The sequence below is a fragment of the Pseudoxanthomonas spadix BD-a59 genome, from assembly GCF_000233915.3.
GTDB lineage: Bacteria > Pseudomonadota > Gammaproteobacteria > Xanthomonadales > Xanthomonadaceae > Pseudoxanthomonas_A > Pseudoxanthomonas_A spadix.
Genome location: NC_016147.2, coordinates 3,208,054 through 3,233,299, shown reverse-complemented (window position 1 = coordinate 3,233,299; position 25,246 = coordinate 3,208,054). Strand labels below are relative to the sequence as shown.

The window sequence follows — 25,246 nt, the reverse complement described above, 5'->3', positions numbered from 1 at the left end:
TTCACTTACTGCCGAGGTGTCGGTAGCGGTTCACCCATCGGTTGGGCGTTGCCGTTACGATTCGGTTATGCCCAAGCTCTGCGCCTATCACCTGTTTCTAACTGCTGCGATCGCTGGCTGCCTCGCCGGTTCCGCGTGGGCGCAGTCAGGGCCTCAGCAACAGGATGATGACAGCCTCCAGGTGCCGCGCCGGGACGGCTTTGATCGCAATAGCCGCGGTGCGCGCAACGAGGCGGCCGATGCGGTACGTCGTGCGCAGGCCCGCAGCGGGGGCCGCGTGCTGGGCGCCGAGCGGGTCCAGTTCGACGGCCGCGACATCATGCGGGTCAAGGTGATGGATGAAAGTGGTCGGGTCCGCTACATGGACGATGATCCGTTCACCCGCGGCCAGGGCCATGGCGATGGAGCTGAACGGGAGCACATGTCCAGAGAACGTCCACGCGGGCCTAACCCCCGCAGGCCGTAATCTGAACGAGATGGCACCTTGTTCAGGTGCCCACCGTCCCACAAGACATCGACATATTCCAAGGGAGAGCCCATGCGCATTCTGCTGGTCGAAGACGAAGCACCCCTGCGCGAAACCCTCGCCGCGCGCCTGAAGCGCGAAGGTTTTGCCGTCGACGCCGCCCAGGATGGCGAAGAAGGCCTGTACATGGGCAGGGAAGTGCCCTTCGACGTGGGCATCATCGATCTGGGCCTGCCCAAGATGTCGGGCATGGAGCTGATCAAGGCCCTGCGCGACGAAGGCAAGAAATTCCCGGTGCTGATCCTGACCGCGCGTTCGAGTTGGCAGGACAAGGTCGAAGGGCTCAAGCAGGGCGCCGACGATTATCTGGTCAAGCCATTCCACGTCGAAGAGCTGCTGGCGCGCGTCAACGCGCTGCTGCGCCGTGCTGCCGGCTGGTCCAAGCCGACCCTGGAATGCGGCCCGGTCGCCCTGGACCTGGCTGCGCAGACGGTCAGCGTCAACGGCAGCAACGTCGATCTGACCAGCTACGAATACAAGGTGCTCGAGTACCTGATGATGCACGCCGGTGAGCTGGTCTCGAAGGCCGACCTGACCGAGCACATCTACCAGCAGGATTTCGATCGCGACTCCAACGTGCTGGAAGTCTTCATCGGCCGCCTGCGCAAGAAGCTCGATCCGGAGGGCGCGCTCAAGCCGATCGAAACCGTGCGTGGCCGCGGCTACCGCTTCGCGATTCCACGCAACGAGGGCTGATGCCCGAAGCCCCGTCACCGCCGCGGACGGCAGGCGGCCGCGAGCCGATCGTCAAGTGGCGTCCGCGCTCCCTGCGCGCGCGCCAGCTGCTGGCCGCCAGTATCGGCCTGGTGGCGTTCCTGGCGCTGGCCGGTTACGCGCTGGATCGGGCCTTTGTCACCACGGCCGAGGACAATCTGGAGCGGCGCCTGGAAGGCTACGCGTACTCGTACGCCAACAAGATCGACTTCGCGCGCGATGGCTCGCTGCTGGCGCCATCGGATAGCCAGATCGACCCCCGCTTCGCCCAGCCGGGCAGCGGCCTGTACGCCGAAATCGTGCTGCCCAACGGGCAGCGCGGCTGGGGCTCGGATTCGACCCTCGGCCCCTACCTGCCTGAAAGCAAACTGCTCATGCCGGGGCAGAAGATCTTCGAAGGCCCACTGCAGATGACCCAGCTCGATGGCAGCCAAGGCAGTGTCTATCGCTTCGGCCTGGGCACGATCTGGGGCGCGCGCGGGCCGCAGAGCGAGTTTTCCTATTCCATCTATGTGATGGAAGACACCGAGGTGCTGAACTCGCAGCTGCAGACCTTCCGACATGCGCTGTGGGTGTACCTGGGCAGTGCCGGGGTGGTGCTGCTGTTGCTGCAGGGCCTGATCCTCAACTGGAGCCTGCGCCCGCTGCAGCGGGTGATCGCCGAGCTCAAGCGCGTGCAGCGCGGCCAGGCCCAGGGCATGACCGAGAACCATCCGCGCGAACTCGAACCGCTGACCGAAAGCATCAATGCCTTCATCGAGTCCGAGCGCGAGAACCTGGAGCGCCAGCGCAACACCCTGGCCGACCTGGCCCATAGCCTGAAGACGCCGCTGGCGGTGCTGCGCGCGCAGCTGGACGACGGCGTGCCCACGGCGGCCCTGCGCGAAGAGCTGGACGTGCAGCTCAAGCGCATGAACGACCTGGTGTCCTATCAGCTGGCGCGCGCGGCTTCCACCGGCCATGCGCTGTTCGCCGCGCCGGTGGCGATCGAACCCTACGCCGAGGTGATCGTACGCGGGCTGGAGAAGGTCTACGCGCACAAGGGCGTGATCTGCGAATTCGAGATTGATCCCGAGGCGCGTTTCCATGGTGAGCCAGGCGACCTGCAGGAGCTGATGGGCAACCTGCTGGAGAACGCCTTCAAGTGGGCGCGCGCGCGCGTGTTGCTGACCGTCGCGCCGATCACCAGCGAAGGCAATCGCCGCGCCGGGCTGCTGCTGGCGGTGGACGACGACGGCCCGGGCATCGCCGAAGAAGACGTGGCCAAGGTGCTGCAGCGTGGCGTGCGCGGCGACGAGCGCGTGCAGGGCCATGGCATTGGCCTTGCGATCGTGCAGGACCTGGTGCGTGGCTATCGCGGCGAGCTCACCGTCAGCCGTTCGCAGGAACTGGGCGGCGCCCGCTTCGAAGTCCGGCTGCCGCCGGGATTGTGAGCGGCGCGCCAGGCGCAGGCCTGGCGCTCAGAACAGGCGTGGTGGCCGGCCGTAGAGCTTGTCCAGATGCATGGCCACCTCCGGCATTGCCTCGGCCAGCACGTCCGGTGCAGAGAAGTGATATTCGCTGACCACCGCGAAGAATTCCTCCGGCGACTGGGCCGCATAGCCATCGATGCGGGTGCGCTTGCCGGCCTCCACGCGCCGGCACAGCGCGTCATAGTGATGCTGGAAGTCGCGGGTCCACGCCCGCTGCCAGGCACCGGGCAGCGGCGGGCTGCCATCGACCTGGCCATTGAGCGCATCGAGCTTGTGCGCCATCTCGTGCACGGCCACGCAAAAGCCTGAAGCCGGATCGGCGATGTCGGCCTGCACGTCGGCCCAGGACAGGATCAGCGGCCCGCTGTCCCAGGCTTCGCCGGCCAGGGTGTCGTCCCACTCGTGCAGCACGCCGGCCGCATCGAGGTGGCTGCGGCGCACGCGGAAGGCGTCCGGATACACCAGCAGCTGCGACCAGCCGCGCAGCCCGCCGGCACCGAATTCCAGCAGCGGCAGGCAGCACAGCGCGGCCAGCTGCACGCGGGCGATGTCGTCCAGCACCAGTCCGCCCAGCGCGGTGATGGTCTTCTGGTGGAGGAAGCGGGCGGCCAGCGGCTGCAGCGTCCGTCGCTGGGCTTGGTCGAGGCCACGGACCCAGGGCAGCGCCTCGACGGCGCGGTACCAGCATTGGTCGTCGAGCGGGGGCGGCTGGCCGCGCAGCCAGCGCAACAGCGGCTGGATCAGCGGAACATCCCGGGCAGGAAGCTGTTCCACTTGGGCACGCGCATGCGCAGGACCGCGTCCTCGTCGCTGCCACCGCCGCCTTGGCTGGTGGCCGGTGTGGTCGGTCGGGCATAGCCACTGGCCGTCGCCGGCTTGCCCTGCGGCGCGCCGGCAGGGGCGCCGGCGCCGTGGTCGAGGGTGCCGGACGCGGGCACCTCACCGCGCCCATTCTGCGCGAGCACGGGCGAGACGGCACAGGTCAGCAGCACGAGGGCAAGGCAGGCGCGAAGCATCGGAACACTCCGGGGGGCGGGCACACAGCAGCGAACCGGCATCATAGCGTGGTTCTGGCCTCCGGACAGGTGCCCCATAATGGCCGCGATGAATCCCGTTCCTGTTCAGCCTGCCGCGCCAGCCGCGCGCGAACGCCAGCTGCTGCTGCGCCTGGCGCAGGGGCCGGTGTCGGGCGACCTGCTGGCCCGGGAAACCGGCCTGACCCGGGCTGCGATCTGGAAGCGGGTCCAGGCCCTGCGCGGGGCTGGCGTGGCCATCGTCGGCAGTGCCGGCCAGGGCTATGCACTGGACCAGCCACTGGACCTGCTCGATGCCCAGGCCCTGTGCGCCGCGTTGCCGGCCGCGGTGCGGCGACAGATCCAGGCATTGGACGTGGCCTGGAGCCTGGATTCGACCAATTCCGAACTGCTGCGCCAGGACACCCCGGTCAGCGGCTGCGCGGTGCTGCTGGCCGAACGCCAGACTGGCGGTCGTGGCCGGCGCGGGCGCAGCTGGGTCTCGCCGCTGGCCGCGCACGTCTATTTGTCAGTGGCGCGGCGCTTCGGCGGCGGGCTTGCGCGGCTGGGAGGCTTGAGCCTGGTGGCGGGCGTGGCGGTGGCCGAGGGCCTGCGCGAGCTGGGGCTGGCGCAGATCGGCCTGAAATGGCCCAACGACCTGGTCGTGGACGGCCGCAAGCTGGGCGGCCTGCTGGTCGAAGGCGGCGGCGAAGCCGGCGGCCCGGCGCGCGCGGTGATCGGGGTTGGGCTGAACGTGCGCATGCCCGCACAGCAGGCGGCCAGCATCGACCAGCCCTGGCTGGACCTGGCCCAGGCGTTGCCGCAGCCGGTGACGCGCACCGCGGTGGCGGCCGCAGTCTTGACCCGGCTGCTGCCGGCGCTGGAGGCGTTCGATGCCGAAGGGCTGGCGCCGTTCCGGCCGCGCTACGCCGCGCTGGATGCGCTGCACGGGCGCAAGGTGGTGGTGCACCTGGACAGCGGCGAGGTGTCCGGAACCGCCGAAGGAATCGCCGAGGACGGCGCCCTGCGCCTGCGCACGCCGCAGGGCCTGCGCGATTTCCACGCCGGCCAAGTCAGCGTGCGGGCGGGTTGAAGATGACCGGCACATCGCCCGAGCGCTGGCTGTTCGACCTGGGCAACACGCGCCTGAAATGCGCGCGGCTGCAGGCCGACGGCCGACCCGGCCCGATCCTGGCGCTGGGTCATGGCCAGGACGACCTGCTGCAGGGCCTGGCCGCGCAGCTGCCGCAAGCCGGGTTGTCGGCCTGCCTGGCCAGCGTCGCGGCGCCGGTGCTGACCGCGGCGGTGCTGGAGGTGCTGCAGGCGCGATTTCGGGTGGTCTCGCTGGCGCGGACGCAGGCCTCGCTGGCCGGGCTGCAGGTGGCCTACCGCGAACCGGCGCGGCTGGGGGTGGATCGGTTCCTGGCCATGCTGGGTGCCCGCACGCACGGGCCGGGGCCGTGGCTGATCGCCGGGATCGGCACGGCCCTGACCATCGACCTGCTCGCGGCCGACGGCCGCCATATGGGTGGGCGCATCGCCCCGTCGCCGCAGCTGATGCGCCAGGCCCTGCATCGCGCCGCGGCGCAGTTGCCGGCCGAGGGTGGAGCGTTCGACGAGTTCGCCCGCGACACGCCTGATGCCCTGGCCTCGGGCTGCGAAGGCGCCGCGCTGGCCCTGATCGAACGCAGCCTGGACCAGGCCGCTGCGCGGCTGGGTCAGGCACCGGCGCTGCTGCTGCACGGCGGGGGCATCGACCCGCTGCTGCCGCTGCTGCCGCAGGCCCGGCGGGTCGATGGGCTGGTCCTGGAAGGGCTGGCGGTCTGGTCGGCCGCGCCGGTCCAGGCCGCTGCGGACGGCCATTAGAATCGGCCCATGTTGATCCGTGCGCTGATCGTCCTGCTGGTCTTCCTCAACCTGGGCGTGGCCGCGTGGTGGCTGACGCGCCCGGCGCCGGACCTGCCGCCACCGGCGCAGATGCAGGGCGTGGCCGTGCTGGAACTGGCCGATGTCGCGCCCCGGCCAGCGCAACCCGAACCTGCACTGGCGCCGGCACCGACGGTGCCGGCGCCGCCGGCCGCGCAAGCCGCGCCGACACCGGCGGCCTCCACGCCGCCTGCCGGGCCCATCGCGGTCTCCACACCGGCGCCTGCGTCGGCGCCGGCCGCCGACACCACCCTGCAATGCCTGGCGCTGGGACCGTTCGACGACGCGGCGGCCGCGCGCAGTGCCCAGGCGCGCCTGGTTCCGGCGCCGCGCCGTGCCAGCGTGCGCAGCGAAACCCAGCCGGCCAAGGCCTACGCCGTGCTGCTGCCGCCGCTGGCCGACCGCGCCGCCGCGCAGGCGATGGTCGAACGCATCACCGCCGCCGGTTTCCACGACCTGCTGGTGATCAACAGTGGGCCGTTTGGCAACGGCGTGGCGCTGGGCCGCTACGGCAGCCGCGAGGCCGCGCAGCGCCGCCAGGCCGAACTGCAGGCCGGCGGCTTTGCGGCCCAGATCCAGCCAGTGGGCCAAACCGTGCGGTGGTGGCTGGACGTGAGCCTGGGTGCGGGCGAGGCGGCACTGGCGCGCCGGCAGACCCAGGCCGCGCGTGCCGTGCCGCGCGACTGCGGCTAGAATGCGGATCCGGCCGCGGCCGGCCCGTGCCGCTTTAGCTCAGTCGGTAGAGCAACTGATTTGTAATCAGTAGGTCGTCCGTTCGATTCGGACAAGCGGCACCATCGCTTTGCCTGCCCGCAGGCGCCGATGCCACCATTTCCAGAACGGATGCTGACCGCTGTTCAGGGAGTTCACGCTGTTTCCACGGCGTGCTCGTCAGCCTGCGTGCCAAGGTTTTCCGAAGGGGAAAACCGGGAAACCCAACTGGAGAATTCCAATGAAGCGCACGATTTTTCTGCTGATGCTGTCGGCATTCTTTGCCGGTTCCCTGGCGGCCTGCAACACCGTCAAGGGTGCCGGCCAGGACGTCCAGAAGGTGGGCGGCAAGATGGAAGAATCCGCCGAAAAGACCGGCGGCACCGGCACCAAGTGATCCCTTGCGCCGGGCCCGGCCCATCGCAGCGAAAAAGCCGGCGCAAGCCGGCTTTTTCGTGCGGGCCGCATCACCAGGTCGCAGCAGGAAACGGCGATCGGCTGAACGTATAACACCGCCTGCACGCGCGCCTCATCCCTGCGCAACGGGTCCTTGCCCACAGTGAAGATGCGACTGCAGGACACTCCCCAACAATCGATGAGGTGACGCATGAACAAGGACATCATTGCAGGCAACTGGAAACAGCTCAAAGGCAAGGCGCAGGCCAAATGGGGCGACTTGACCGACGACGTCTTCGACGTGGCCGAGGGTAATGCCGAATATCTGGCCGGCAAGCTGCAGGAACGCTACGGCTGGGACCGCGACCGTGCACATAAGGAAGTCACTGCCTTCCAGCGCGATCTGGAGAAGAAGCACTGATCCATCGCGGCTGGGTTGGGCAAAGACCACAACGGGCTTCGGCCCGTTGTGGTCTTTGCGCCTGCGGCTTTCAGGAGCCGGGGGCTGTGCAAATGTCTGAGGACGATCGCTGCAAGCCTCTACCCTTGTGAAGCAGCGGTATCTGGTTTCGGCCCACCCGCAGCCGCGCGCACCGACCCATTGCGCTGGCCCGGTATGCACAGAGCGCGGCATTGCTCCTTCACCGGCGCACGTTCGGCGAATGCCGCCGTGCCGATTACGCGACGTTCCCTCGCCTGGTACGCGCGGCGCGGCGGCGCGCGGATCGGTGAGCACGCGCTGCGCCAGCTCCGGCGGTGGCTTATGCCAGCCGGCCGCCTCCGGTGGCAAGACGCGGGCGGTTAAACTGGACGGCCTGCTTCCCTGCCTCCACTGCGCATGACCACCCGTGTCCTGACCGGCATCACCACTTCCGGCACACCCCATCTGGGCAACTACGTGGGTGCGGTGCGTCCGGCCATTGACGCCAGCCGGGCGGCCGACACCGAGAGTTTCTATTTCCTGGCCGACCTGCACAGCCTGATCAAGGCGCAGGACCCGGCCCGCACCCAGCGCTCGACCCTGGAAATCGCCGCCACCTGGCTGGCCGCCGGGCTTGAACCTGACAAGGTGTGGTTCTACCGGCAGAGCGACATTCCCGAGATTCCCGAGCTGACCTGGTTGCTCACCTGCGTGGCCGGCAAGGGCATCCTCAACCGCGCGCACGCCTACAAGGCGGCGGTGGACAGGAACCTCGCCGAGGGCCAGGACGCCGATGCCGGCATCACCGCCGGGCTGTTCATGTATCCGGTGCTGATGGCCGCCGACATCCTGCTCTTCAACGCGCATCAGGTCCCGGTGGGCCGCGACCAGATCCAGCACATCGAGATGGCCCGCGATTTCGGCCAGCGCTTCAACCATGTCTACGGGGGCGAGTACTTCACCCTGCCCGAGGCGCTGATCGACGACCACGTGGCCACGCTGCCCGGCCTGGACGGGCGCAAGATGAGCAAGAGCTACGGCAATACGATCCCGCTGTTCGCATCGCCGGCCGAGCTGAAGAAGCTGATCTTCTCCATCCTCACCGACTCGCGCGCGCCGGGGCAGGCCAAGGACACCGAAGGCTCGGCGCTGTTCCAGCTTTACCAGGCCTTTGCCACCGCGGAGCAAACCCAGGCCTTCGCCCGGGCCTATGCCGAGGGCATCGGCTGGGGCGATGCCAAGCAGCAGGTGTTCGAGCGCATCGAGCGCGAGATCGCGCCGCTGCGCGAGCGCTACCAGGCGCTGGTGGCCAGGCCAGCCGAGATCGAGGCGATCCTGCGCGATGGCGCCCAGCGCCTGCGGGCCAGGTACGCCACGCCGTTCCTGCGCCAGTTGCGCGATGCGGTAGGCCTGCGCGACCTGTCCTCGGTGACCACGGTCGCCGTGCAGGCCACGGCCAAGGCCGCGCTGCCGGTGTTCAAGCAGTATCGCCACACCGACGGGCGCTTCTACTTCAAGCTCTCCGATGCGCATGGCAAGGTGCTGGTGCAGAGCCAGGGGTTCGATTCGCCGCGCGATGCCGGCCAGCAGGTGGCCGTGCTGAAGAATGCCGACAGTCCCGAGCAGCTGCAGTCCAGTGCATGGGCGCTGCAGGTTCCCACCGATCAGGTGCTGGCTGCGCTGGCCGCGCTGCGCCAGGCTGCCACGCAGGTCTGAATGCGACCAAGGATGCATCGTGCGCTCACGGCGGGCTTCCTAGAATCGAAACGATCATCTTCGATGCGACACGCACCATGAGCCAGCACGGCATCCATACGGTTGATACCGGGTTCCAGCGCGAGCACTTCGACGCCTGCTATCTGATCGTCGAACAAGGCCGCGGGGCCTTTGTCGATTGCGGCACCAACCATTCTCTGCCGCGGCTGCTGGAGGCGATCGCCCACGCCGGGCTGACCCCGGCGCAGATCGACTGGGTCCTGGTCACCCACATCCACCTGGACCACGCCGGCGGCACCGGCCTGCTGCTGCAGCACCTGCCCAATGCCAAGGTCGTCGCCCATCCACGCGCGGCGCCGCACCTGATCGATCCGGCGCGCATCATCGCCGGAGCCACCGCCGTGTATGGCGAGGAAGAAATCGCGCGCAGCTATGGCCAGGTGCAGCCGGTGCCGGCGCCGCGCGTGGTCGTTGCCGACGACGGACACGTGGTCGACCACAACGGCCGCCCGCTGCTGTGCCTGGACACGCCGGGACACGCCAGGCATCACTACTGCGTGTGGGATGCACGCAGCGCGTGCTGGTTCACCGGCGATACCTTTGGATTGTCCTACCGCGAGTTGGACGGGCCGCAAGGGCCTTTCATCCTGCCGACCAGCTCGCCGGTGCAGTTCGAGCCAGAGCCGCTCAAGCAGTCGATCGCGCGCATGCTGGCCTATCGGCCGCAGGGCATGTACCTGACCCACTACGACCGCGTCGGCACCACTTACGCGCAGGTCGAGAAGCTGGCCCAGGACCTGTACGAGCAGATCAACGCGATGGAAAACCTCGGCCGCCAGGCCGATGGCACGCCCGACCGCCACGGCAGATTGCTCCAGGCGCTGACCGCGCTGTACCTGCAGCGCGCCCGCGATGCGCAGGTGCCGCTCAGCGACGCCGAGGTCGAACGGGTGCTGGCGATGGACATCGAACTCAACGCACAGGGCCTGGCCTGCTGGCTGGATCGCCCGCAGCGTTGAGCGAGGGCGCCACGGATGGCAACGCGATTCGCGCCGGCTGCCACTGGCCCCCACAATGGACGGCCATTCCGGACGATGTGCCATGAGAAAGACCTACCCGCTCAAGATTGAAGGCAAGCACCGCGACCGTCTGCTGGAGGCCAGCAAGCACGACATCCGCAAGTACATCGCGCGCGAACAGCGCAAGGCGCTGCCAGCGGGCGCGGAGGTGTGGCGCTTCCACGCGCGCTTGGGTCTGGACGCAGCCAGCGCCAGCGAGCTCTCCTCCGGTGAACTGATCCGCGCGATCGATGCGCTGGTGGCCGGCGGTGCCGAGCAGTTCTACGTCGAGCTCATCGCCAGGCCCGGCAAGCGCAACGCGCCGCCGGCCGACAAGGCCGCGCCGCTCCGCTCGGACGCGCCGGATTTCGAGCAAGGGGAGTAAACGCGTCCGGCTTGGCCGTGCGCCCGGCGCTGCAAAGGATCCGGACCAGGGCGAACCGGGCAGGGCGCGCGCGTCAGTCGGCCAGGGCCAGGTCGTCGATCAGGGCGCGCAGGAAGCGCGCGGCTTCGCCGCCGGTGCAGGCGCGGTGGTCGAAGGTGACCGACAGCGGGATCACCTTGCGCGATTCGAAACCGCCCATCACCGGGGTCATCTGGAAGCGCGCCCGGCCGGCGGCGACGATGGCCACGCACGGCGGGACCACGATCGGGGTGGCATAGCGGCCGGCGAACATGCCGAAGTTGGACAGCGAGATCGTGTAGCCGGTCAGTTCGCTGGCCGGCAGGCTGCGTTCGAGCACCTGCGTGCGCAGGCGGTTGACGCCTTCGCGCACCCCGCGCGCGTCAAGCAGGTCGGCATTGCGCAGCGCCGGCACGAACAGGCCCTCGTCGGTGTCCACGGCGATGCCGATGTCCACGTGCGGATGCAGGGTGCGGGTCAGCGCATCGCCGTCGAACCAGGCGTTCATCGCCGGCACCGCCGTGCAGGCGGCGACGATCCCGCGCACCAGGCGCGCGGTGACATCGCTGGCAGGCGTCCAGGCCTGCACGTCGGCGTCGTCGTTGAGGGTGGTGGCCACGACCTTGGCGTGGGCATCGGCCATGACCCGGGCCATGTTGCGGCGCACGCCCTTGAGCGGCTCGGGCTGGCCGCTTGCCACCACGCCGGGAGGCTGCGTGCGCATCGGTTTGCCGCTGGCCGACAGCGCGGTGCGGGCGGCGACGTGTCCGGCGGCCGCACCCTCACCCCCGGCCCCCGCTCCGCGCCCCGGCCCGCGCTCGTCGCGCGGGCGCTCCGATGCATGCGCGCCAGTGGCGCGCATGCCGTGCACCGTCGCCCCGGCGGGAGAGGGGAGCAACAGCGAACCGTCGGCGGCGGCCTGCTTCACATCGGCCATGGTCACCACGCCATCGGCGCCGGTGGCGCGCACCCGGGCCAGGTCCACGCCCAGCTTGCGCGCCATCGCGCGCACGGCCGGCATCGCCTTGACCCCGCCCACGGCCACCGCTGCCTGGACCTGCACCGCGTCGGAAGCCTGCATCGCCCCGACCACGGTGCCGGCATCGTCGCGTTCGTGGTCGAACGACTCCACCGCCGGCATCGGTGCCGGCGCCGGTGCCGGGCTGGCGGCAGCAGACGCAGGCTTGGGCGCGGCGTGCGAATGGCCGGTGTCCTGGCCATCGGCGCGCTGCGGGCGATTCGGGTCCAGTTCGAACTCGGCCAGCATCGCCCCGGTCGGCACCACCTCGCCGGCCGCACCGGCCAGCCTGAGCACCTTGCCCGACACCGGCGAGGGCACTTCGACCACGGCCTTGGCCGTCTCCATCGACACCAGCGGCGCGTCCAGGGCAACGGTGTCGCCTTCCCTGACGAACCACTCGACGATGGTTGCATCGGGCAGGCCCTCGCCCAGGTCGGGAAGGAGGAAGGTCTTGGTTTGGCTCATGGGTCAGGTCTCTTGAATGAGTTCAATCGAACGCGCGGGAATCCAGCCGCTGCGTCCGTGTGCATCGTGCGCCCACCACCAGCCGGCATGTTCGCGTTCGACGGTGAGCAGGTCGCCGGGTTCGGCGTCCAGTTCGCGCGTGTCGTAATCCTGCTGGGCGATGGCGGTGCCGACCTCGTCCATGTGGAAGATGTCGGGGCATCCAGCCACCCAGGCCCTGGGCCAGGGTGGCCCAGACGAACTCGGGCCATTGATCGTCTGCCGCGCCCAGCACCGCGCTCTGGCCGCGTGCGATGCGCACCGCCTCGCGCTCCGGTGCATGGTGGGCGGCAATCACGCGGGCGCGTTGCACGCGCTTTCAGCTGCCGGCGAGGGTGCGCCTGGCGGCGGCGACCACCCGCTCGGCGCTGGGCAGGTACTTCATCTCCAGCCGGAACAGCGGCATGTGCGTATCCGGGCCGGTGACCCGTTCGACCGGCGCCAGCAGGTCGTACATGCACTGCTCGGCCAGGCGCGCGGCGATTTCCGCGCCGAAGCCGGCGGTGCGCGGTGCCTCGTGCACGATCACGCAGCGACCGGTCTTGGCCACCGATTCGGCGATGGTGTCAAAGTCCAGCGGGGTCAGGGTGGCCACGTCGATGACCTCGGCGCTGATGCCTTCGGCGGCCAGCGTGTCGGCCGCTTCCAGCGCCTCCTTGACCTGCGCGCCCCAGCTGACCAGGGTCACGTCTGCGCCGTCGCGCAGCACGAAGCACACATCCAGCGGCAGCGCCTGCCCATCGTCGGGCACCAGCTCCTTGTACTGGCGATAGATGCGCTTGGGCTCGTAATAGATCACCGGGTCCGGGTCGCGGATCGCCGCCAGCAGCAGGCCGTAGGCGCGCTGCGGCGAGGACGGCATGACCACGCGCAGGCCGGGCACATTGGTGAACATCGATTCGTTGGCTTCGGAGTGGTGCTCCGGCGCGCGGATGCCGCCGCCCCACGGCACGCGCAGGACCATCGGGCAGTGCAGGCGTCCGCGGGTGCGGTAGCGCAGGCGCGCGGCATGGCTGACCAGGTGGTCGATCATCGGATAGACGAAGCCGTCGAACTGCGCCTCGGCCACAGGTTTCATGCCCTGCGCGGCCAGGCCCACGCTCAGCCCGGCGATGGTGGTCTCGTCCAGCGGCGTATCCAGGACGCGTTCGGAGCCAAAGCGCTTCTGCAGGCCGGCGGTGGCACGGAACACGCCGCCGTTGACGCCCACGTCCTCGCCCAGCACCAGCACCGCCGGATCGTGCGAGATCTCCCAGGCCAGCGCCTGGGTGATGGCTTCGATCAGGGTGATCGGGGTGGCGGTCGGGGTGTCGGGGGCGGTCATCGGCGCGGGCGCTGCAGCGGCCTCATGGCCGGCGCCGGGCGTGTGCTCATCCATGATGCTGCTCCTGGTCGCGGGCGATCCACTGCGCGCGCTGTCTGAGCAGCTCCGGCGGCGGATCGGCATAGAGATAATCGAACATCGCCTCCACCGGCTGCACCGGCGTGGACAGGTAGGCGTCGACCTCTTGGTCGACACGGTGGCCGCATTGTTCCTTCCACGCGGTTTCTTGTGCCTCGCTCCACAGACCCTGCGCGGTCAGCCAGGTACGCATGCGCGGGATCGGATCGCGTGCCCAGGCCTGCTCGACTTCGGCCTGGTCGCGGTAGCGGCGTGCGTCGTCGGCGGTGGTGTGGTCGGACAGGCGATAGGTGACCAACTCCAGCACGGTGCCGCCGTTGCCGCTGCGCGCGCGCTGCATGGCCTGGTCCATCGCATCGAGCACCGCGATCAGGTCGTTGCCGTCCACCTGCAGGCAGAACAGGCCACCGGCCAGACCCTTCTGCGCCAGGGTCTGCGCGCCGGTCTGCGCCGAGCGCGGCACCGAGATCGCCCAGCCGTTGTTGACTACGCCCAGGATCAGCGGCAGCCGGTAGGCGCCGGCCGAATTGAGCGCGGCATAGAAATCGGTCTTGGACGAACCGCCATCGCCACAGGTGCTCACTGCCACCCGATCCTCGCCGCGCAGCTTGAACGCCAGCGCCGCACCGGCCGCATGCAGGCACTGGGTGGAGATCGGCACCGACCAGGAAAAGTCATGGCGCGGCACCTGGAAATCGTTGCCGCGCTCGTCGCCGCCCCAGTACAGCAGGACCTCGCGCGGTTTGACGCCGCGCATGAACTGCGCGCCGTATTCGCGATAACTCGGCGCGAACACGTCTTCGGGCCGCATCGCCGCGCCGATGCCCACGTGCGTGGCCTCATGGCCCAGGCACGAGGCGTAGGTACCCAGCTTGCCGGTGCGCTGCAGGGCGATGGCCTTGGTGTCGAACACGCGCACGAACAGCATCTGCTTGAACAGCTCGACCAGCCGGCCGGTGTCGCGGGCCAGGGCGGGCAGGGGGCGCCCGTTGGAGGTGCCGTCCGGGCTCAGGTATTGCAGGTAGTCGATCTGGAAACTGGCTGCCAGGGGCATGGCATCTTCGGTGTTGCCGAATGTGGAGTTCATCATAGCCGCTCCATGGTAATGACCTGGGCCGGGTTTGCCTTCCTGCAGCGCAGCAGCCAGCGCCTGCGCAGCGGTAGCCGATGAAAAAAACGCGGCCCCTCAAGGGCCGCGCCGGAAAGGCCGGATTTTCGTCAAGCGCAGGCTGGTGTTACTGCACCACAGTGGAAAAGACCGCGTGATTGTTGCCGGCATTAACCTCGTCTGAGCTCGTGGACACCGTGGCTTCCACCACCACGGTGCTGCCGCGACGTGCGCTGCCGGTGCTGACCCAGACCGGGAAGCTGGCCTGGGCGCCGTTGGCCATCGGCATGTTGCCGGTGCAGCGGAACTGCATGCTGCGCAGGTTGCCCTGGCGGCTGCAGTTCCAGCCCGGGGGCGGGTTGATCAGCGACAGGATGTTCATCGTGTTGCCGCCGATCACCACCACCGGCCCGGCGGCCGGCTGGCCGGCGTTGCTGACGGCCACCACGTAGCGGGTCAGCAGCTGGAAGGCGTGGATGCTGGCCGGGCCGTCGACGGATGCGGCCAGGTCGGCGGTCGGCGGGGCTGTGACCTCGATGGCGGCCACGGCCTGGTTGTTGGCCGGATCCGGGTCGAAGGTCTGCGAGGTGGCGGCCATCGCCAGGGTTGCGGTGGCGCCGGACTGGGCGGCGATGGAGCTGGCGTGGATGGCGAAGCTGGCGCTGCCGGCGTTGTCGAGCGTGGCGCTGTTGCACGCCACCGAGGTCATCCCGTCGGCCACCTTGGCGGTGTCGCAGCTCCAGCCAGCCGCGCCGGTGACGGCCATGTCAGGCAGTTCGCCGGCCAGCGAAAAGCCCACCCCCGGCGCGCTGGCCGCGTCGGGCCCGGTGTTGGTGACCGTGGCGGTGTAGGCCAGCGGCTGGCCGGCGGTGACGCTGCCGGTGTCGGCCGAGGCGGTGACGGCCAGGTCGGCCCTGGGCGCCAGTTCGAAGTAGGCCACCACCGGATCATGGTCGGACAGGCGCGCCGGCGAGCCCGCATCGTTGCGCGCCACTTCCGGGAAGTCGGCGTTGATGCGCGCATGGTCCATGCCGAACCTGGTCGTGGCCAGCACCAGGGCATCGTTGACCAGCACGTGGTCCAGGGTCTGGGCGCTGCCGCCGAAGCTGTAGGAGTAGTTCTGTCCGGCCGGGAGCAGCTCGCCCAGGTTGGTCAGGTCCGGATCGACCAGGTCCGCACCGTCACCGGGCACCAGGGTCTGCGCGTCGGCCGTGGGCGTGCCCAGGATGGTGTTGATCGCATCGGCGTAGCCATCGTTGAACTGGAAGGCGTTGAAGTCGCCCAGCACCGCGATGCGGCGGTCCGGGTTCTCGGCCTGCATGTCCTGGATCAGGTTGGCCAGGAACTCGGCCTGGGCCTTGCGCTTGGCACGGACGCGCTCGCCGGACGCGTCCTGGGTCTCGGCGCCGTTGAGCGAACGCTGGTGCACGGCGATCACGGTGATCGGGAAGCTGCGGCCATCGGCCCAGTGCACCACCGCATCCAGCGCCAGCGGCGGGCGGTCGTTGAGCAGGCTGGTATTGCCCGAGGGCTCGGTCCATACGGTGTCCTTGCCGTACTGGGTGACGGCGGTCACGTCCACGCGCGCCAGGCCGGCGCCGACCGTGGCGGTCTTGACCAGGAAGCCCACGTCGATGCCGCCGACGTCGTTGCCCTCCTGCAGGTAGGGCACGTACTGCGGATCGGCCAGGCCTGCGGCGACCGCATCGGCGTTCACCTTGTCGGCGACCTGCTGCAGGGTGGACAGGTTCTCCATCTCCACCACGGCCAGGATGTCGGGCAGGTGGAGGAAGTCGCGGATCGCCGCCGAGGCCTTGGACAGGCGCGTGGTGAAGGCCGCCGTGGTCAGGGTCGGGGCGCCGTTGCCGTCGGCGGTGGTGTCGAAGAAGCGTTCCATGTTGTAGCCGGCGACGGTGAACTCGTCGCCGCTGGGCGCGCGCGCGGCGGTCGGGGTCGTGCCGGCGGTGGTGGCGACCGGCACGCCGGGATCGCGCACGATCACGTAGTGGCGGTAGCTGTAGTCCAGCGGCCCGGTCAGGCCGGTGATGACCGCGCCGGTGGACACATCCAGCGCGGTGCTGGGCCCACCCAGCGAGTCACTGTCGATGGTCAGCAGTTCCGGGTTGCCATCCCACTGCGGAATCTCGCCGCTGACCGGGGTCGGGGCCTCGATGCCGGGTTCGCGGAACGGACGGGCGGTGTCGCCGATCACCGCATGGAACAGGCCGTCGCTGGTGCCGCTGGCGTTGGCCTCGTTGGTGAAGCCGCCGGTGGGCGCGACCACGCGCAGGCTCGGCACGGTCACGCGCATGCCTTCGAGACGCTCCAGCTGGTCCAGCCCGCCCGCGGCGGTGAGCATCGCCGCATCCAGCGGGATCGGTGCCGGCAGCGGCTGGCCGCTGGCCAGCAGGGTCACGCCGACCCCGCCGCTGAGTTCGGTCAGCGGACGCTGGTGCGGATCGGCGCTGGGCACGTATTCCTGCACGGTGCCCGACACGCGCACGCGGTTGCCGGCCACGGCTGCGCTCGGCAGGGCGCTGCCGGTGTAGACGTACAGGCCTTCGGAGGTGGCCGGGTTGTCGTCCACTTCCGCATCCGGTGCCTGGATCCAGAAACCGGCCTTCTTGACCGCGGTGACGATGCCCGTGGTGTACACCAGTGTGCCGGCGAGCGGCGAGGCGATGCCTGCGCCCTGGATGTCGTGCAGGGCGGTCAGCGAGATGTCGTCGTTGACGATCGTGCCGGTGGCGTTGGCCGCGCCCAGCAGTGCCTGGCCGACCAGGTCGGACAAGGTGACCGTGAAGGTCTCGTCCGACTCGGTCAGGCTGTCGTCGATCAGGGCCACGGCGACCACGGTGCTGGTCTGGCCTTCGACCAGCGTGGCCGTGCCGCTGGCCGAGGCGTAGTCGCTGCCGGCGCTGGCGCTGCCGTCGGCGGTGCTCCAGGTCACCGTGATGCCGCCGGCCGGGGCCGGCTGGGTCAGGCGGATGATGAAGTCGAGCGCGCCGGCGCCTTCGTCACCGGAGGCATCGGCGATGGACAGCAGCGGGGTGCCGGCCGCACCGCAGACCGAACCGGCCGTGGCGCTGTTGCGCGGATTGGGCGCGCCGGTGGCGAAATCGGCGGCGTTGTCGTTGGTGTCGGTGCAGCCATCGGCGGCGCGCAGCACGGCCAGGGTGTTGCTGGGCGCGGCGGTGGCTGCGCTGCCTTCGAAGCAACTGGCGGTGGCGCCGAAACCGACCAGGTCGACCAGGCCGGTCGGGCAGGCACCGGACAGCGCGGTCTGCGCGGCCGACAGGGCGACCTTGCCGGCGCTGGCGGACATGGAGATCGTGCCGGACAGGTCCGGCGTGGGCAGGGCGGTGGTGCCGCCGCTGCCGTCGGCCTGCTTGACCAGGTAGTAGCTGCCCGGTGCGATGCTGCCGGCCAGCCGGGTCACCTGCCAGCTGGTGCCGGTGGCGCTGGCGTACTGCACGCTGTAGCTGGACAGGTCCACCGCGCTGGTGCCGGTGTTGTGCAGCTCGACGAAGTCGCTCTTCCAGGTGGCGCCGCTGTTGCCGCCCCCGCCGTAGACCTGGCTGATGACCACCTGCGCCTGCGCATTGGCCGCGCTGCCCAGTCCCAGGAATGCAAGCGCCACCAGGCGCGACCACCGTGTCGTCATCGACCGCTTCTCCATCGTGTGTCTCGGGGGATGCGCGCCGAGTCCTCGCGCGCGGATCGCCGACTATGAATCGATCCTGAGTAAATTTCATGACACGCCACCTCAGGTCCGGAGCGTGCGTGCCCGGCCCGCGCCGGTGCGACCGGCTACCATGCCCTCCCTCCGAGCGCTTGGCGATTTTCATGCAGATCCAGGACAACCAGCGGCCGCTGGAAGCAGGCATCCACACCGACCTGGCCGGCCGCACCACCTACGGCGGTTACCTGCAGCTGGACCGGCTGCTGTCGGCGCAGCAGCCGCTGACGGTGCCGGCCCATCACGACGAGATGCTGTTCATCATCCAGCACCAGGTGTCCGAGCTGTGGATGAAGCTGATGATCCACGAGCTGTGCGCCGCGCTGGGCCACCTGCAGCGCGACCAGGTCTGGCAGACCCGCAAGGTGCTGGCGCGGGCCAAGCAGGTGCTGCGCCAGCTGACCGAGCAGTGGTCGGTGCTGGAGACCCTGACGCCTTCGGAGTACATGGGCTTTCGCGACGTGCTGGGGCCTTCGTCGGGGTTCCAGTCGCTGCAGTACCGGCAGCTGGAATTCATGCTGGGCAACAAGAACGCGGCGATGCTCAAGGTGTTCTCGCACGATCCTGCCGGCCAGCAGGTGCTGCGCGGGGCGCTGGAGGCACCGAGCCTGTACGAGGAGTTCCTGCGCTACCTGGCCCGCTTCGGCCACGCCGTGCCGGCCCAGCACCTGCAGCGTGACTTCAGCCTGGCGCATGTGCGCGACGAGGCGCTGCTGCCGATGTTCGAACGCATCTACGGCGACACCGACCGCTACTGGCGCGAGTACGCGCTGTGCGAGGACCTGGTCGATCTGGAGACCCAGTTCCAGCTGTGGCGCTTTCGCCACATGCGCACGGTGATGCGGGTGATCGGCTTCAAGCGCGGCACCGGCGGCTCCTCGGGCGTGGGCTTCCTCAAGCAGGCGCTGGAGCTGGAGTTCTTCCCGGAACTGTTCCAGGTCCGCACGGTGGTGGGGCTCGAGCCGCCTGCCGGGTGAGGCGCTTACCAAGCCGGTCGGGGGAAAGCCTCATTCAGAGCCACGGACAGGCCCGCCGGCCAGGCGCGCTGGCGCCGGCAGGGCCACCCCTGTCAAGCCAGCGCAACACCGCCGGCGGGCCTGTCCGTGGCTCCCGCAGGACCGCTGAGTGAGGCTTTCCCTCCGACCGGCTTGGTAGGTCGGCGCGGGCCCCGCGCGGGCTGGTTTCCCTGAACGTGAGCTTGCGGTTAACGTACCGGATTCGAATGGCGGCCCGATGACGGGCGGCCAGGCCACTTCACGGAGCCCACCAGACGTGTCAGCCATCCAGCCTTCCAGTGCCGGGGAGAAAACCTTCCTCGGCCATCCGCGCGGCCTGTTCGTCCTGTTCTTTGCCGAGATGTGGGAACGGTTTTCCTACTACGGCATGCGCGCGCTGCTGATCTTCTACCTGGTCAAGCACTGGCTGTATTCGGACGGCGATGCCTCGCTGATCTATGGGGCCTACACGGCGCTGGTCTACATCACGCCGGTGATCGGGGGCTACCTGGCAGACCGTTACCTGGGCCAGCGCAAGGCCGTGGTGTTCGGGGCGATCCTGTTGACCATCGGACATGGGCTGATGGCCGTGGAGGGCGAGGGCGGACAGGGCAGCGCAGCCATCAATGTGTTCTGGCTGGCACTGTCGTTCATCATCGTGGGGACCGGCTTCCTCAAGGCCAACATCTCGGTGATCGTGGGCCAGCTGTATGCGCGCACGGACCGGCGCCGCGACCCGGCCTACACGATCTTCTACATGGGCATCAACCTGGGCGCGGCCCTGGGGGCGTTGATCGCCGGCTGGCTGGGACAGACCTACGGCTGGTCCTATGGGTTCGGCGCCGCCGGGGTGGGCATGGCGCTGGGCCTGGTGGTGTTCGTGCTTGGCAAGCCGTTGCTGCTGGGGCGCGGGGAGGCGCCCGATCCGGCACGCCTGGCCCGGCCCGTGGCCGGGGTGCCGTTCGAATGGCTGCTCTACGCTGGTAGCCTGGTCGGGATCGTGGTGGTCTGGTTCCTGATCCAGCATCAGTCGCTGGTCGGCGGAATCCTGGGCGCGGCAGGCGCGGCGCTGGTGCTGTATGTGCTGTTCACCGCGGTCTTCAAGCTGCCGCCACACGACCGCGATCGCATCTTGGCGGCGATCTACCTGATCTTAGGTTCGATCCTGTTCTGGGCGCTGTTCGAGCAGGCCGGATCGTCCCTGAACCTGTTCACCGACCGCTCCGTGGACCGCCACATCTTCGGCTGGGAAGTGCCCGCCTCGATGTTCCAGTCGATCAACTCGATCTACATCGTCGCCTTCGGCCCGGTGTTTGCCTGGCTGTGGACACTGCTGGGCAAGCGCGGCCTGGAACCGTCGGCGCCGGCCAAATTCGGCCTGGGGGTGATCCAGCTGGGCGCCGGCTTCCTGGTGCTGGTGGCCGGTGCGGCGGCCGCAGGGGCCGGACAGCTGACCCCGGTGGTCTTCATTTTCCTGATCTACCTGCTGCATACCACCGGCGAGCTGTGCCTGTCGCCGGTTGGCCTGTCGGCCATGAACCGGCTGTCGCCGGCGAACATGGCCAGCCTGATCATGGGCATGTGGTTTTTTGCCTCGGCCACCGGCAATTTCGCCGCCGGCCTGATTGCCGCAGCGACCGGCGCGGAAGGGGCCGACGGCGCCGATCCGCGCGAGGTGGTGATGGGCGTGTACTCGACCGTGGGCTGGACTGCGATCGTGGTCGGTGTGGTCATGCTGGTGATCGCCCCATTGATCGGGCGTCTGATGCACCTGGAGACATTGCGCGACGATCAGGTTGGCCTGGCCGGACAGGGTGAACTGGCAGGGCCCGATGCCGCTGGCACCGGGCTGCGCAGCGAAACGCGCGGCTGACCGGCCGGTCCTGGCCCGGTTCAGGCCTGCGGCGGATTGACCTGGGCCGAGGACACCGGGCTCATCGGCATGCCCTGCAGCCCGGACAGCAGCCGGTTCATGCCTTCGCCGCCCAGGCGCCCGATCAGTGCGTGCAGCTGGGCCAGTTCGTCTTCATCCAGGACCGAAAGCAGCCGCTGTTCGCAGGCCAGCACCAGGGGGGCCACCTGGTCGTGCATGGCCTGGCCCTTGGCCGACAGCGCCAGCACCGAGCGGCGGCGGTCGTCGCCGTGGATGTCGCGGCTGACCAGTTCGCGCTCCAGCAGGCGGGCGACCGCGCGGCTGACGGCGACCTTGTCCATGGCGGTCCGTTCGGCGACCTCGCTGGCCGACAGGCCCGGAAAGCGGCCCAGCACGCACATCGTGCGCCACTCGGTCATCACCAGGCCGAAGCGCCGGTAATACTCGGCCGAGATCGCCTGGCTGACGCGGTTGGACAGCACGCTCAGCTGATAGGGGATGAAGGTTTCCAGCTGCAGGGTCAGCGGCTGGGCTGGGGGGAGGGCGTCGGGCTGCTTCATGGTGCGCTGCGGCTTGTGTGCTTGTTTCATGTGAAACTATGCTGCCGCAAGTTCCTCTGCAAGGTGGGAGAAGTTTCCATGAGTGCCCAACGGTCCATGCAGGCCCCCGGAACGGATGTGAAAGATGCCACGTTCGACAACCCGATGGGGATCGACGGCTTCGAATTCGTCGAGTTTTCCGCGCCGGCCGGCCAGGGTGACCAGCTGCACGACTACTTGCGCAGGCTTGGCTTCACCCAGGTGGCCCGGCACCGGACCCGGGCGATCAGCACCTACCGGCAGAACGACTGCACCTTGCTGATCAACGAGGACCCGGATTCGTTCGCCGCCGACTTCGCCGCCCAGCACGGGCCCGGCGCCTGCGGCTTCGCCATCCGGGTCAACAAGCTGGCCGAGTGGGTACGCGTGCAGGCGCTGAAGAACGGCGCCGAACAGATCGGCGAGCGCGAGCTGACCAAGGCGGTGGCCGCACCGGTGATCAAGGGCATCGGTGGCTGCATGCTGTACATCGTCGACCGCTACGACAGCGCCGGCACCATCCACGATCCGGACTACCAATTCCTGGACGGCGTGGAGCGCATGCCGAAGGGCTTCGGCCTGACCTTCATCGACCATCTCACCCACAACCTCTATCCCGGCAACATGGCCCAGTGGGCCGATTACTACGCGCGACTGTTCAACTTCCGCGAGATCCGCTACTTCGACATCAAGGGCGCCAAGACCGGGCTGCTGTCCAAGGCGATGACCGCTCCCGATGGCATGGTCCGCATCCCGCTCAACGAATCGCACGATCCCAAGTCGCAGATCAACGAGTACCTGGATACGTACAGGGGTGAGGGCATCCAGCACATCGCCTGCTTCACCGAGGACATCTACACCACCGTCGAAGCGATGCGCGCGGCGGGGGTGGAATTCCTGGAGACCCCGGACACCTACTTCGAGGTGATCGAGCAGCGCATCCCCGACCACGGCGAGGACCTGGCGCGCCTGGCGCGCAACCGGATCCTGATCGATGCCGACGCCGAAACCGGCCAGCGCAAGCTGCTGCAGATCTTCACCCAGAACGCGATCGGGCCGATCTTCTTCGAGATCATCCAGCGCAAGGGCAACCAGGGTTTCGGCGAAGGCAACTTCACCGCGCTGTTCGAAAGCATCGAGCGCGACCAGATCAAGCGTGGCGTGCTGTAAGGCTTGAGCCCCTCTCCCGGTGGGAGAGGGGTTGGGGTGAGGGTCCGACGAAGTCCGGATGGTAACCAGCGCTATGCTCCACCCGATCCACCAGACAGGACGTCTGCCGATGCCGGATCACATCAAACCGCCGCTTCCTGCGCGCACCTTGGATCACGCAAGAACCCTGCGACGCGAAATGACCGATGCCGAGCGCTTGCTTTGGAATCACCTGCGCGGCAGTCGGCTGGAAGGTTTGAAGTTCCGTCGCCAGCATCCTGTTCCGCCATACATCGCTGATTTCTGTTGTATCGAACTCAAGCTCATCATCGAGCTTGATGGAAGCCAGCATTCTCAACAGGCCGATGAAACGCGGACCAAGTTTCTGGAATCTCAGGGTTGGACGGTGGTGCGCTTCTGGGACAACGAGGTATTGCTTCAGGTTGAAGCGGTCGTCGGGGCGATCTGGCATTGCGCCTGCGGTCGCACCCTCACCCCCACCCCTCTCCCGGTGGGAGAGGGGCTTTAGCGCATCGCGGGAACACGCATGGCGGGAAAGTCCATGGATTCGAATCAGTACATGACCGGCTTCGGCAATCACTTCGCCAGCGAGGCGATTGCCGGGGCATTGCCGGTTGGGCGCAATTCGCCGCAGCAGGTGGCCTTGGGGCTGTATGCCGAGCAACTGTCGGGCACCGCGTTCACTGCGCCGCGGGCCGACAACCGGCGCAGCTGGCTGTACCGGATCCGGCCGGCGGCGATACATGGCCCGTTCGCGGCTTTCGATGGCGCGGCGCGGTTCCACAACGTGTTCGGCGATGGGCCGGTGAGTCCGGACCAGCTGCGCTGGTCGCCGCTGCCGTTGCCGCAGGCGCCGGCCGATTTCATCGAAGGCCTGGTCGCCATGGCCGGCAATGGCTCGGCGGAAAGCCAGCACGGCGTGGGCATCCATCTGTACGCGGCCAACCGCGACATGGCCGGGCGCTGGTTCTACAACGCCGATGCCGAGCTGCTGATCGTGCCGCAGCTGGGCCGGCTGCGCATCGCCACCGAACTGGGCGTGCTCGAAGTCGAGCCGCAGCAGGTGGCGGTGATCCCGCGCGGCATCCGCCTTGCGGTGATGCTGCCCGATGGCCAGGCCCGCGGCTATCTGTGCGAGAACTTCGGCGCGCCGCTGCGCCTGCCGGAACTGGGGCCGATCGGTGCCAACGGCCTGGCCAATCCGCGCGATTTCCAAACACCGGTGGCGGCCTACGAAGACGTGGAAGGCGACTTCGAACTGATCGCCAAGTTCCAGGGCCACCTGTGGCGCGCCGACATCGGTCACAGCCCGCTGGATGTGGTGGCCTGGCACGGCAACTGCGCGCCGTATCGCTACGACCTGCGCCGCTTCAACACGATCGGCTCGATCAGCTTCGATCATCCCGATCCTTCGATCTTCACCGTCTTGACCTCGCCCAGCGACACGCCGGGCACGGCCAACCTGGATCTGGTGATCTTCCCGCCGCGCTGGCTGGTGGCGCAGGACACCTTCCGGCCGCCGTGGTTCCACCGCAACGTGGCCAGCGAGTTCATGGGCCTGGTGCACGGCGCCTACGACGCCAGGGCCGAAGGCTTCGCGCCGGGCGGGGCGTCGCTGCACAACGGCATGAGTGGGCACGGGCCGGATGCGGCCACCTTCGAGAGGGCCTCGCACGCCGACCTGTCCAGGCCCGATGTCATCACCGACACCATGGCCTTCATGTTCGAAACCCGTGCGGTGCTGCGCCCCACGCGCCAGGCGCTGCAGGCGCCCCATCGGCAGCGCGATTACCAGCAGTGCTGGGCCGGGCTGAAGCGCAATTTCCAGCCGCCGCGCTGAGCATCAGTCTTCCAGCGCCAGGCCAATGCGGGCCAGCGCCGGCAGATGTTCCTCGGGCAGGACTTCGCTCAGGCGGGTCTGCACACGCTGGGCATAGCCGGGCGAGGTGAGTTGTGGCAACAGGGTCAGCGCTTCGAGCATGACCTCGACCGCCGGGTATTCGTCGGTCGTGCGTTGCAATTGCTGATGCAGGCGCTGCGCGGCCGGATCACGCTGCAGTTCCAGCATGCCCAGCAGATAGAGTCGCGCGGCCACCAGCGAGCGCCGATGGGAAGCAGGCGCTGCCGGTGCCGGCGCCGGTGGCGGCGCTGCAGGCGCGGCCTGCGGGGTGGCCAGGGCCTCGTGAAGCGTGGGCTCGGCGTCCGCGGTCAAGTAGCCATCGCGGATCAGCGCGGCCACCTGCTGCGCGGTTTCCGGCCCGAGCAGCTGGCTGAGTTCGCCGAGCGAGCGCTGGCCGTCTGCCATGATCAGGACCCGGCGCTGGCGCATGTCCAGGCCTGCACGGTGGGTCTGCAGGGCGGCGTGGGCCAGGGCGGTCTTGCGCGGTTGCATGGCGGCGGCGAAGAGAGGCGTGCATCCAGCGTCACCGCTCCAGATGAAGCTGCCATGACAGTTGCGTGGCTTTGTGCACAGCCAGGCCGGCCAAAGTCCGACAGGCTG

25 protein-coding genes and 1 tRNA gene are annotated in these 25,246 nt (G+C 68.8%); 16 read left to right on the top strand and 10 right to left on the bottom strand.

The window, feature by feature from the left end; translation table 11 throughout:
- Positions 1-145: 145 nt before the first annotated feature.
- Positions 146-397 (bottom strand): hypothetical protein, encoded by a 252-nt coding sequence (locus DSC_RS17605; protein WP_043290751.1) that lies wholly within the window; start codon positions 395-397, stop codon positions 146-148.
- A gap of 141 nt (positions 398-538) precedes the next feature.
- On the opposite strand from DSC_RS17605, the gene DSC_RS14595 reads away from it, so the two are divergent.
- Both DSC_RS14595 and DSC_RS14590 read left to right on the top strand, forming a co-directional pair.
- The gene (locus tag DSC_RS14595) at positions 539-1,222 is read left to right on the top strand and encodes a response regulator transcription factor (RefSeq protein WP_014161971.1); all 684 of its coding nucleotides are present in this window, start codon (positions 539-541) and stop codon (positions 1,220-1,222) included.
- On the top strand, positions 1,222-2,673 hold the full coding sequence (locus tag DSC_RS14590) for an ATP-binding protein (protein ID WP_014161970.1): 1,452 nt from the start codon (positions 1,222-1,224) through the stop codon (positions 2,671-2,673). The genes DSC_RS14595 and DSC_RS14590 overlap by 1 nt, the downstream gene beginning before the upstream one ends.
- A gap of 27 nt (positions 2,674-2,700) precedes the next feature.
- Here the strand turns inward: DSC_RS14590 and DSC_RS14585 are convergent, their stop codons facing one another.
- Together DSC_RS14585 and DSC_RS14580 are read right to left on the bottom strand one after the other, a co-directional pair.
- Positions 2,701-3,486: a M90 family metallopeptidase gene (locus tag DSC_RS14585; RefSeq protein ID WP_014161969.1), complete on the bottom strand. Its 786-nt coding sequence runs from the start codon at positions 3,484-3,486 to the stop codon at positions 2,701-2,703.
- Positions 3,453-3,728: a hypothetical protein gene (locus DSC_RS14580; protein WP_014161968.1), complete on the bottom strand. Its 276-nt coding sequence runs from the start codon at positions 3,726-3,728 to the stop codon at positions 3,453-3,455. The genes DSC_RS14585 and DSC_RS14580 overlap by 34 nt, the downstream gene beginning before the upstream one ends.
- Before the next feature lie 79 nt (positions 3,729-3,807).
- Between DSC_RS14580 and birA the strand changes: the two genes are divergently transcribed.
- The 9 genes from birA (at position 3,808) to DSC_RS14535 (ending at position 10,338) form a co-directional block, all read left to right on the top strand.
- On the top strand, positions 3,808-4,818 hold the full coding sequence (birA, locus tag DSC_RS14575; RefSeq protein WP_014161967.1) for a bifunctional biotin--[acetyl-CoA-carboxylase] ligase/biotin operon repressor BirA: 1,011 nt from the start codon (positions 3,808-3,810) through the stop codon (positions 4,816-4,818).
- Between the two features lie 2 nt (positions 4,819-4,820).
- On the top strand, positions 4,821-5,591 hold the full coding sequence (locus tag DSC_RS14570; RefSeq protein ID WP_014161966.1) for a type III pantothenate kinase: 771 nt from the start codon (positions 4,821-4,823) through the stop codon (positions 5,589-5,591).
- A gap of 9 nt (positions 5,592-5,600) precedes the next feature.
- Complete coding sequence (locus DSC_RS14565) at positions 5,601-6,344, top strand: SPOR domain-containing protein (protein ID WP_014161965.1); 744 nt, start codon at positions 5,601-5,603, stop codon at positions 6,342-6,344.
- A gap of 28 nt (positions 6,345-6,372) precedes the next feature.
- Positions 6,373-6,448, top strand: a tRNA-Thr gene (locus DSC_RS14560).
- A gap of 155 nt (positions 6,449-6,603) precedes the next feature.
- Complete coding sequence (locus tag DSC_RS14555) at positions 6,604-6,759, top strand: entericidin A/B family lipoprotein (protein WP_014161964.1); 156 nt, start codon at positions 6,604-6,606, stop codon at positions 6,757-6,759.
- 210 nt (positions 6,760-6,969) lie between these two features.
- A complete protein-coding gene (locus tag DSC_RS14550; protein WP_014161963.1) occupies positions 6,970-7,179 on the top strand; it encodes a CsbD family protein in 210 nt (69 codons plus the stop codon).
- Positions 7,180-7,596: 417 nt separating this feature from the next.
- Positions 7,597-8,895, top strand: a complete 1,299-nt coding sequence (locus DSC_RS14545; RefSeq protein ID WP_014161962.1) for a tryptophan--tRNA ligase — start codon at positions 7,597-7,599, stop codon at positions 8,893-8,895.
- Between the two features lie 77 nt (positions 8,896-8,972).
- Complete coding sequence (locus tag DSC_RS14540; protein ID WP_014161961.1) at positions 8,973-9,914, top strand: MBL fold metallo-hydrolase; 942 nt, start codon at positions 8,973-8,975, stop codon at positions 9,912-9,914.
- A gap of 82 nt (positions 9,915-9,996) precedes the next feature.
- Entirely contained in the window at positions 9,997-10,338 is a 342-nt protein-coding gene (locus tag DSC_RS14535; RefSeq protein ID WP_014161960.1) for a DUF6172 family protein, read from the top strand.
- Positions 10,339-10,411: 73 nt separating this feature from the next.
- Here DSC_RS14535 and DSC_RS14530 read toward each other — a convergent pair whose 3' ends face one another.
- From DSC_RS14530 to DSC_RS14510, 5 genes are all read right to left on the bottom strand, one after another.
- On the bottom strand, positions 10,412-11,842 hold the full coding sequence (locus DSC_RS14530) for a dihydrolipoamide acetyltransferase family protein (RefSeq protein WP_014161959.1): 1,431 nt from the start codon (positions 11,840-11,842) through the stop codon (positions 10,412-10,414).
- A 3-nt stretch (positions 11,843-11,845) separates the two neighbouring features.
- Positions 11,846-12,025, bottom strand: coding sequence for an SH3 domain-containing protein (locus tag DSC_RS16950; protein ID WP_014161958.1), 180 nt, complete (start codon positions 12,023-12,025; stop codon positions 11,846-11,848).
- Between the two features lie 175 nt (positions 12,026-12,200).
- A complete protein-coding gene (locus DSC_RS14520; protein WP_014161957.1) occupies positions 12,201-13,259 on the bottom strand; it encodes an alpha-ketoacid dehydrogenase subunit beta in 1,059 nt (352 codons plus the stop codon).
- Entirely contained in the window at positions 13,252-14,337 is a 1,086-nt protein-coding gene (gene pdhA, locus DSC_RS14515) for a pyruvate dehydrogenase (acetyl-transferring) E1 component subunit alpha (RefSeq protein ID WP_014161956.1), read from the bottom strand. The genes DSC_RS14520 and pdhA overlap by 8 nt, the downstream gene beginning before the upstream one ends.
- A gap of 181 nt (positions 14,338-14,518) precedes the next feature.
- Positions 14,519-18,055: a Calx-beta domain-containing protein gene (locus tag DSC_RS14510; protein WP_014161955.1), complete on the bottom strand. Its 3,537-nt coding sequence runs from the start codon at positions 18,053-18,055 to the stop codon at positions 14,519-14,521.
- A gap of 182 nt (positions 18,056-18,237) precedes the next feature.
- Between DSC_RS14510 and DSC_RS14505 the strand changes: the two genes are divergently transcribed.
- Positions 18,238-19,107 carry a tryptophan 2,3-dioxygenase gene (locus DSC_RS14505; RefSeq protein ID WP_043291465.1) on the top strand — a complete coding sequence of 290 codons (870 nt, stop codon included), beginning with the start codon at positions 18,238-18,240 and terminating at the stop codon, positions 19,105-19,107.
- 295 nt (positions 19,108-19,402) lie between these two features.
- Positions 19,403-20,998 carry a peptide MFS transporter gene (locus tag DSC_RS14500; RefSeq protein ID WP_014161953.1) on the top strand — a complete coding sequence of 532 codons (1,596 nt, stop codon included), beginning with the start codon at positions 19,403-19,405 and terminating at the stop codon, positions 20,996-20,998.
- A gap of 20 nt (positions 20,999-21,018) precedes the next feature.
- Here the strand turns inward: DSC_RS14500 and DSC_RS14495 are convergent, their stop codons facing one another.
- The gene (locus tag DSC_RS14495) at positions 21,019-21,588 is read right to left on the bottom strand and encodes a MarR family winged helix-turn-helix transcriptional regulator (RefSeq protein ID WP_014161952.1); all 570 of its coding nucleotides are present in this window, start codon (positions 21,586-21,588) and stop codon (positions 21,019-21,021) included.
- Between the two features lie 66 nt (positions 21,589-21,654).
- Between DSC_RS14495 and hppD the strand changes: the two genes are divergently transcribed.
- The 3 genes from hppD (at position 21,655) to hmgA (ending at position 24,586) form a co-directional block, all read left to right on the top strand.
- Entirely contained in the window at positions 21,655-22,746 is a 1,092-nt protein-coding gene (hppD, locus tag DSC_RS14490; RefSeq protein WP_014161951.1) for a 4-hydroxyphenylpyruvate dioxygenase, read from the top strand.
- Between the two features lie 109 nt (positions 22,747-22,855).
- Complete coding sequence (locus DSC_RS14485) at positions 22,856-23,254, top strand: endonuclease domain-containing protein (RefSeq protein WP_043290748.1); 399 nt, start codon at positions 22,856-22,858, stop codon at positions 23,252-23,254.
- 33 nt (positions 23,255-23,287) lie between these two features.
- Positions 23,288-24,586 carry a homogentisate 1,2-dioxygenase gene (gene hmgA, locus DSC_RS14480; RefSeq protein WP_014161949.1) on the top strand — a complete coding sequence of 433 codons (1,299 nt, stop codon included), beginning with the start codon at positions 23,288-23,290 and terminating at the stop codon, positions 24,584-24,586.
- Positions 24,587-24,589: 3 nt separating this feature from the next.
- Here the strand turns inward: hmgA and DSC_RS14475 are convergent, their stop codons facing one another.
- Positions 24,590-25,138 carry a hypothetical protein gene (locus DSC_RS14475; protein WP_014161948.1) on the bottom strand — a complete coding sequence of 183 codons (549 nt, stop codon included), beginning with the start codon at positions 25,136-25,138 and terminating at the stop codon, positions 24,590-24,592.
- Positions 25,139-25,246: the final 108 nt, after the last annotated feature.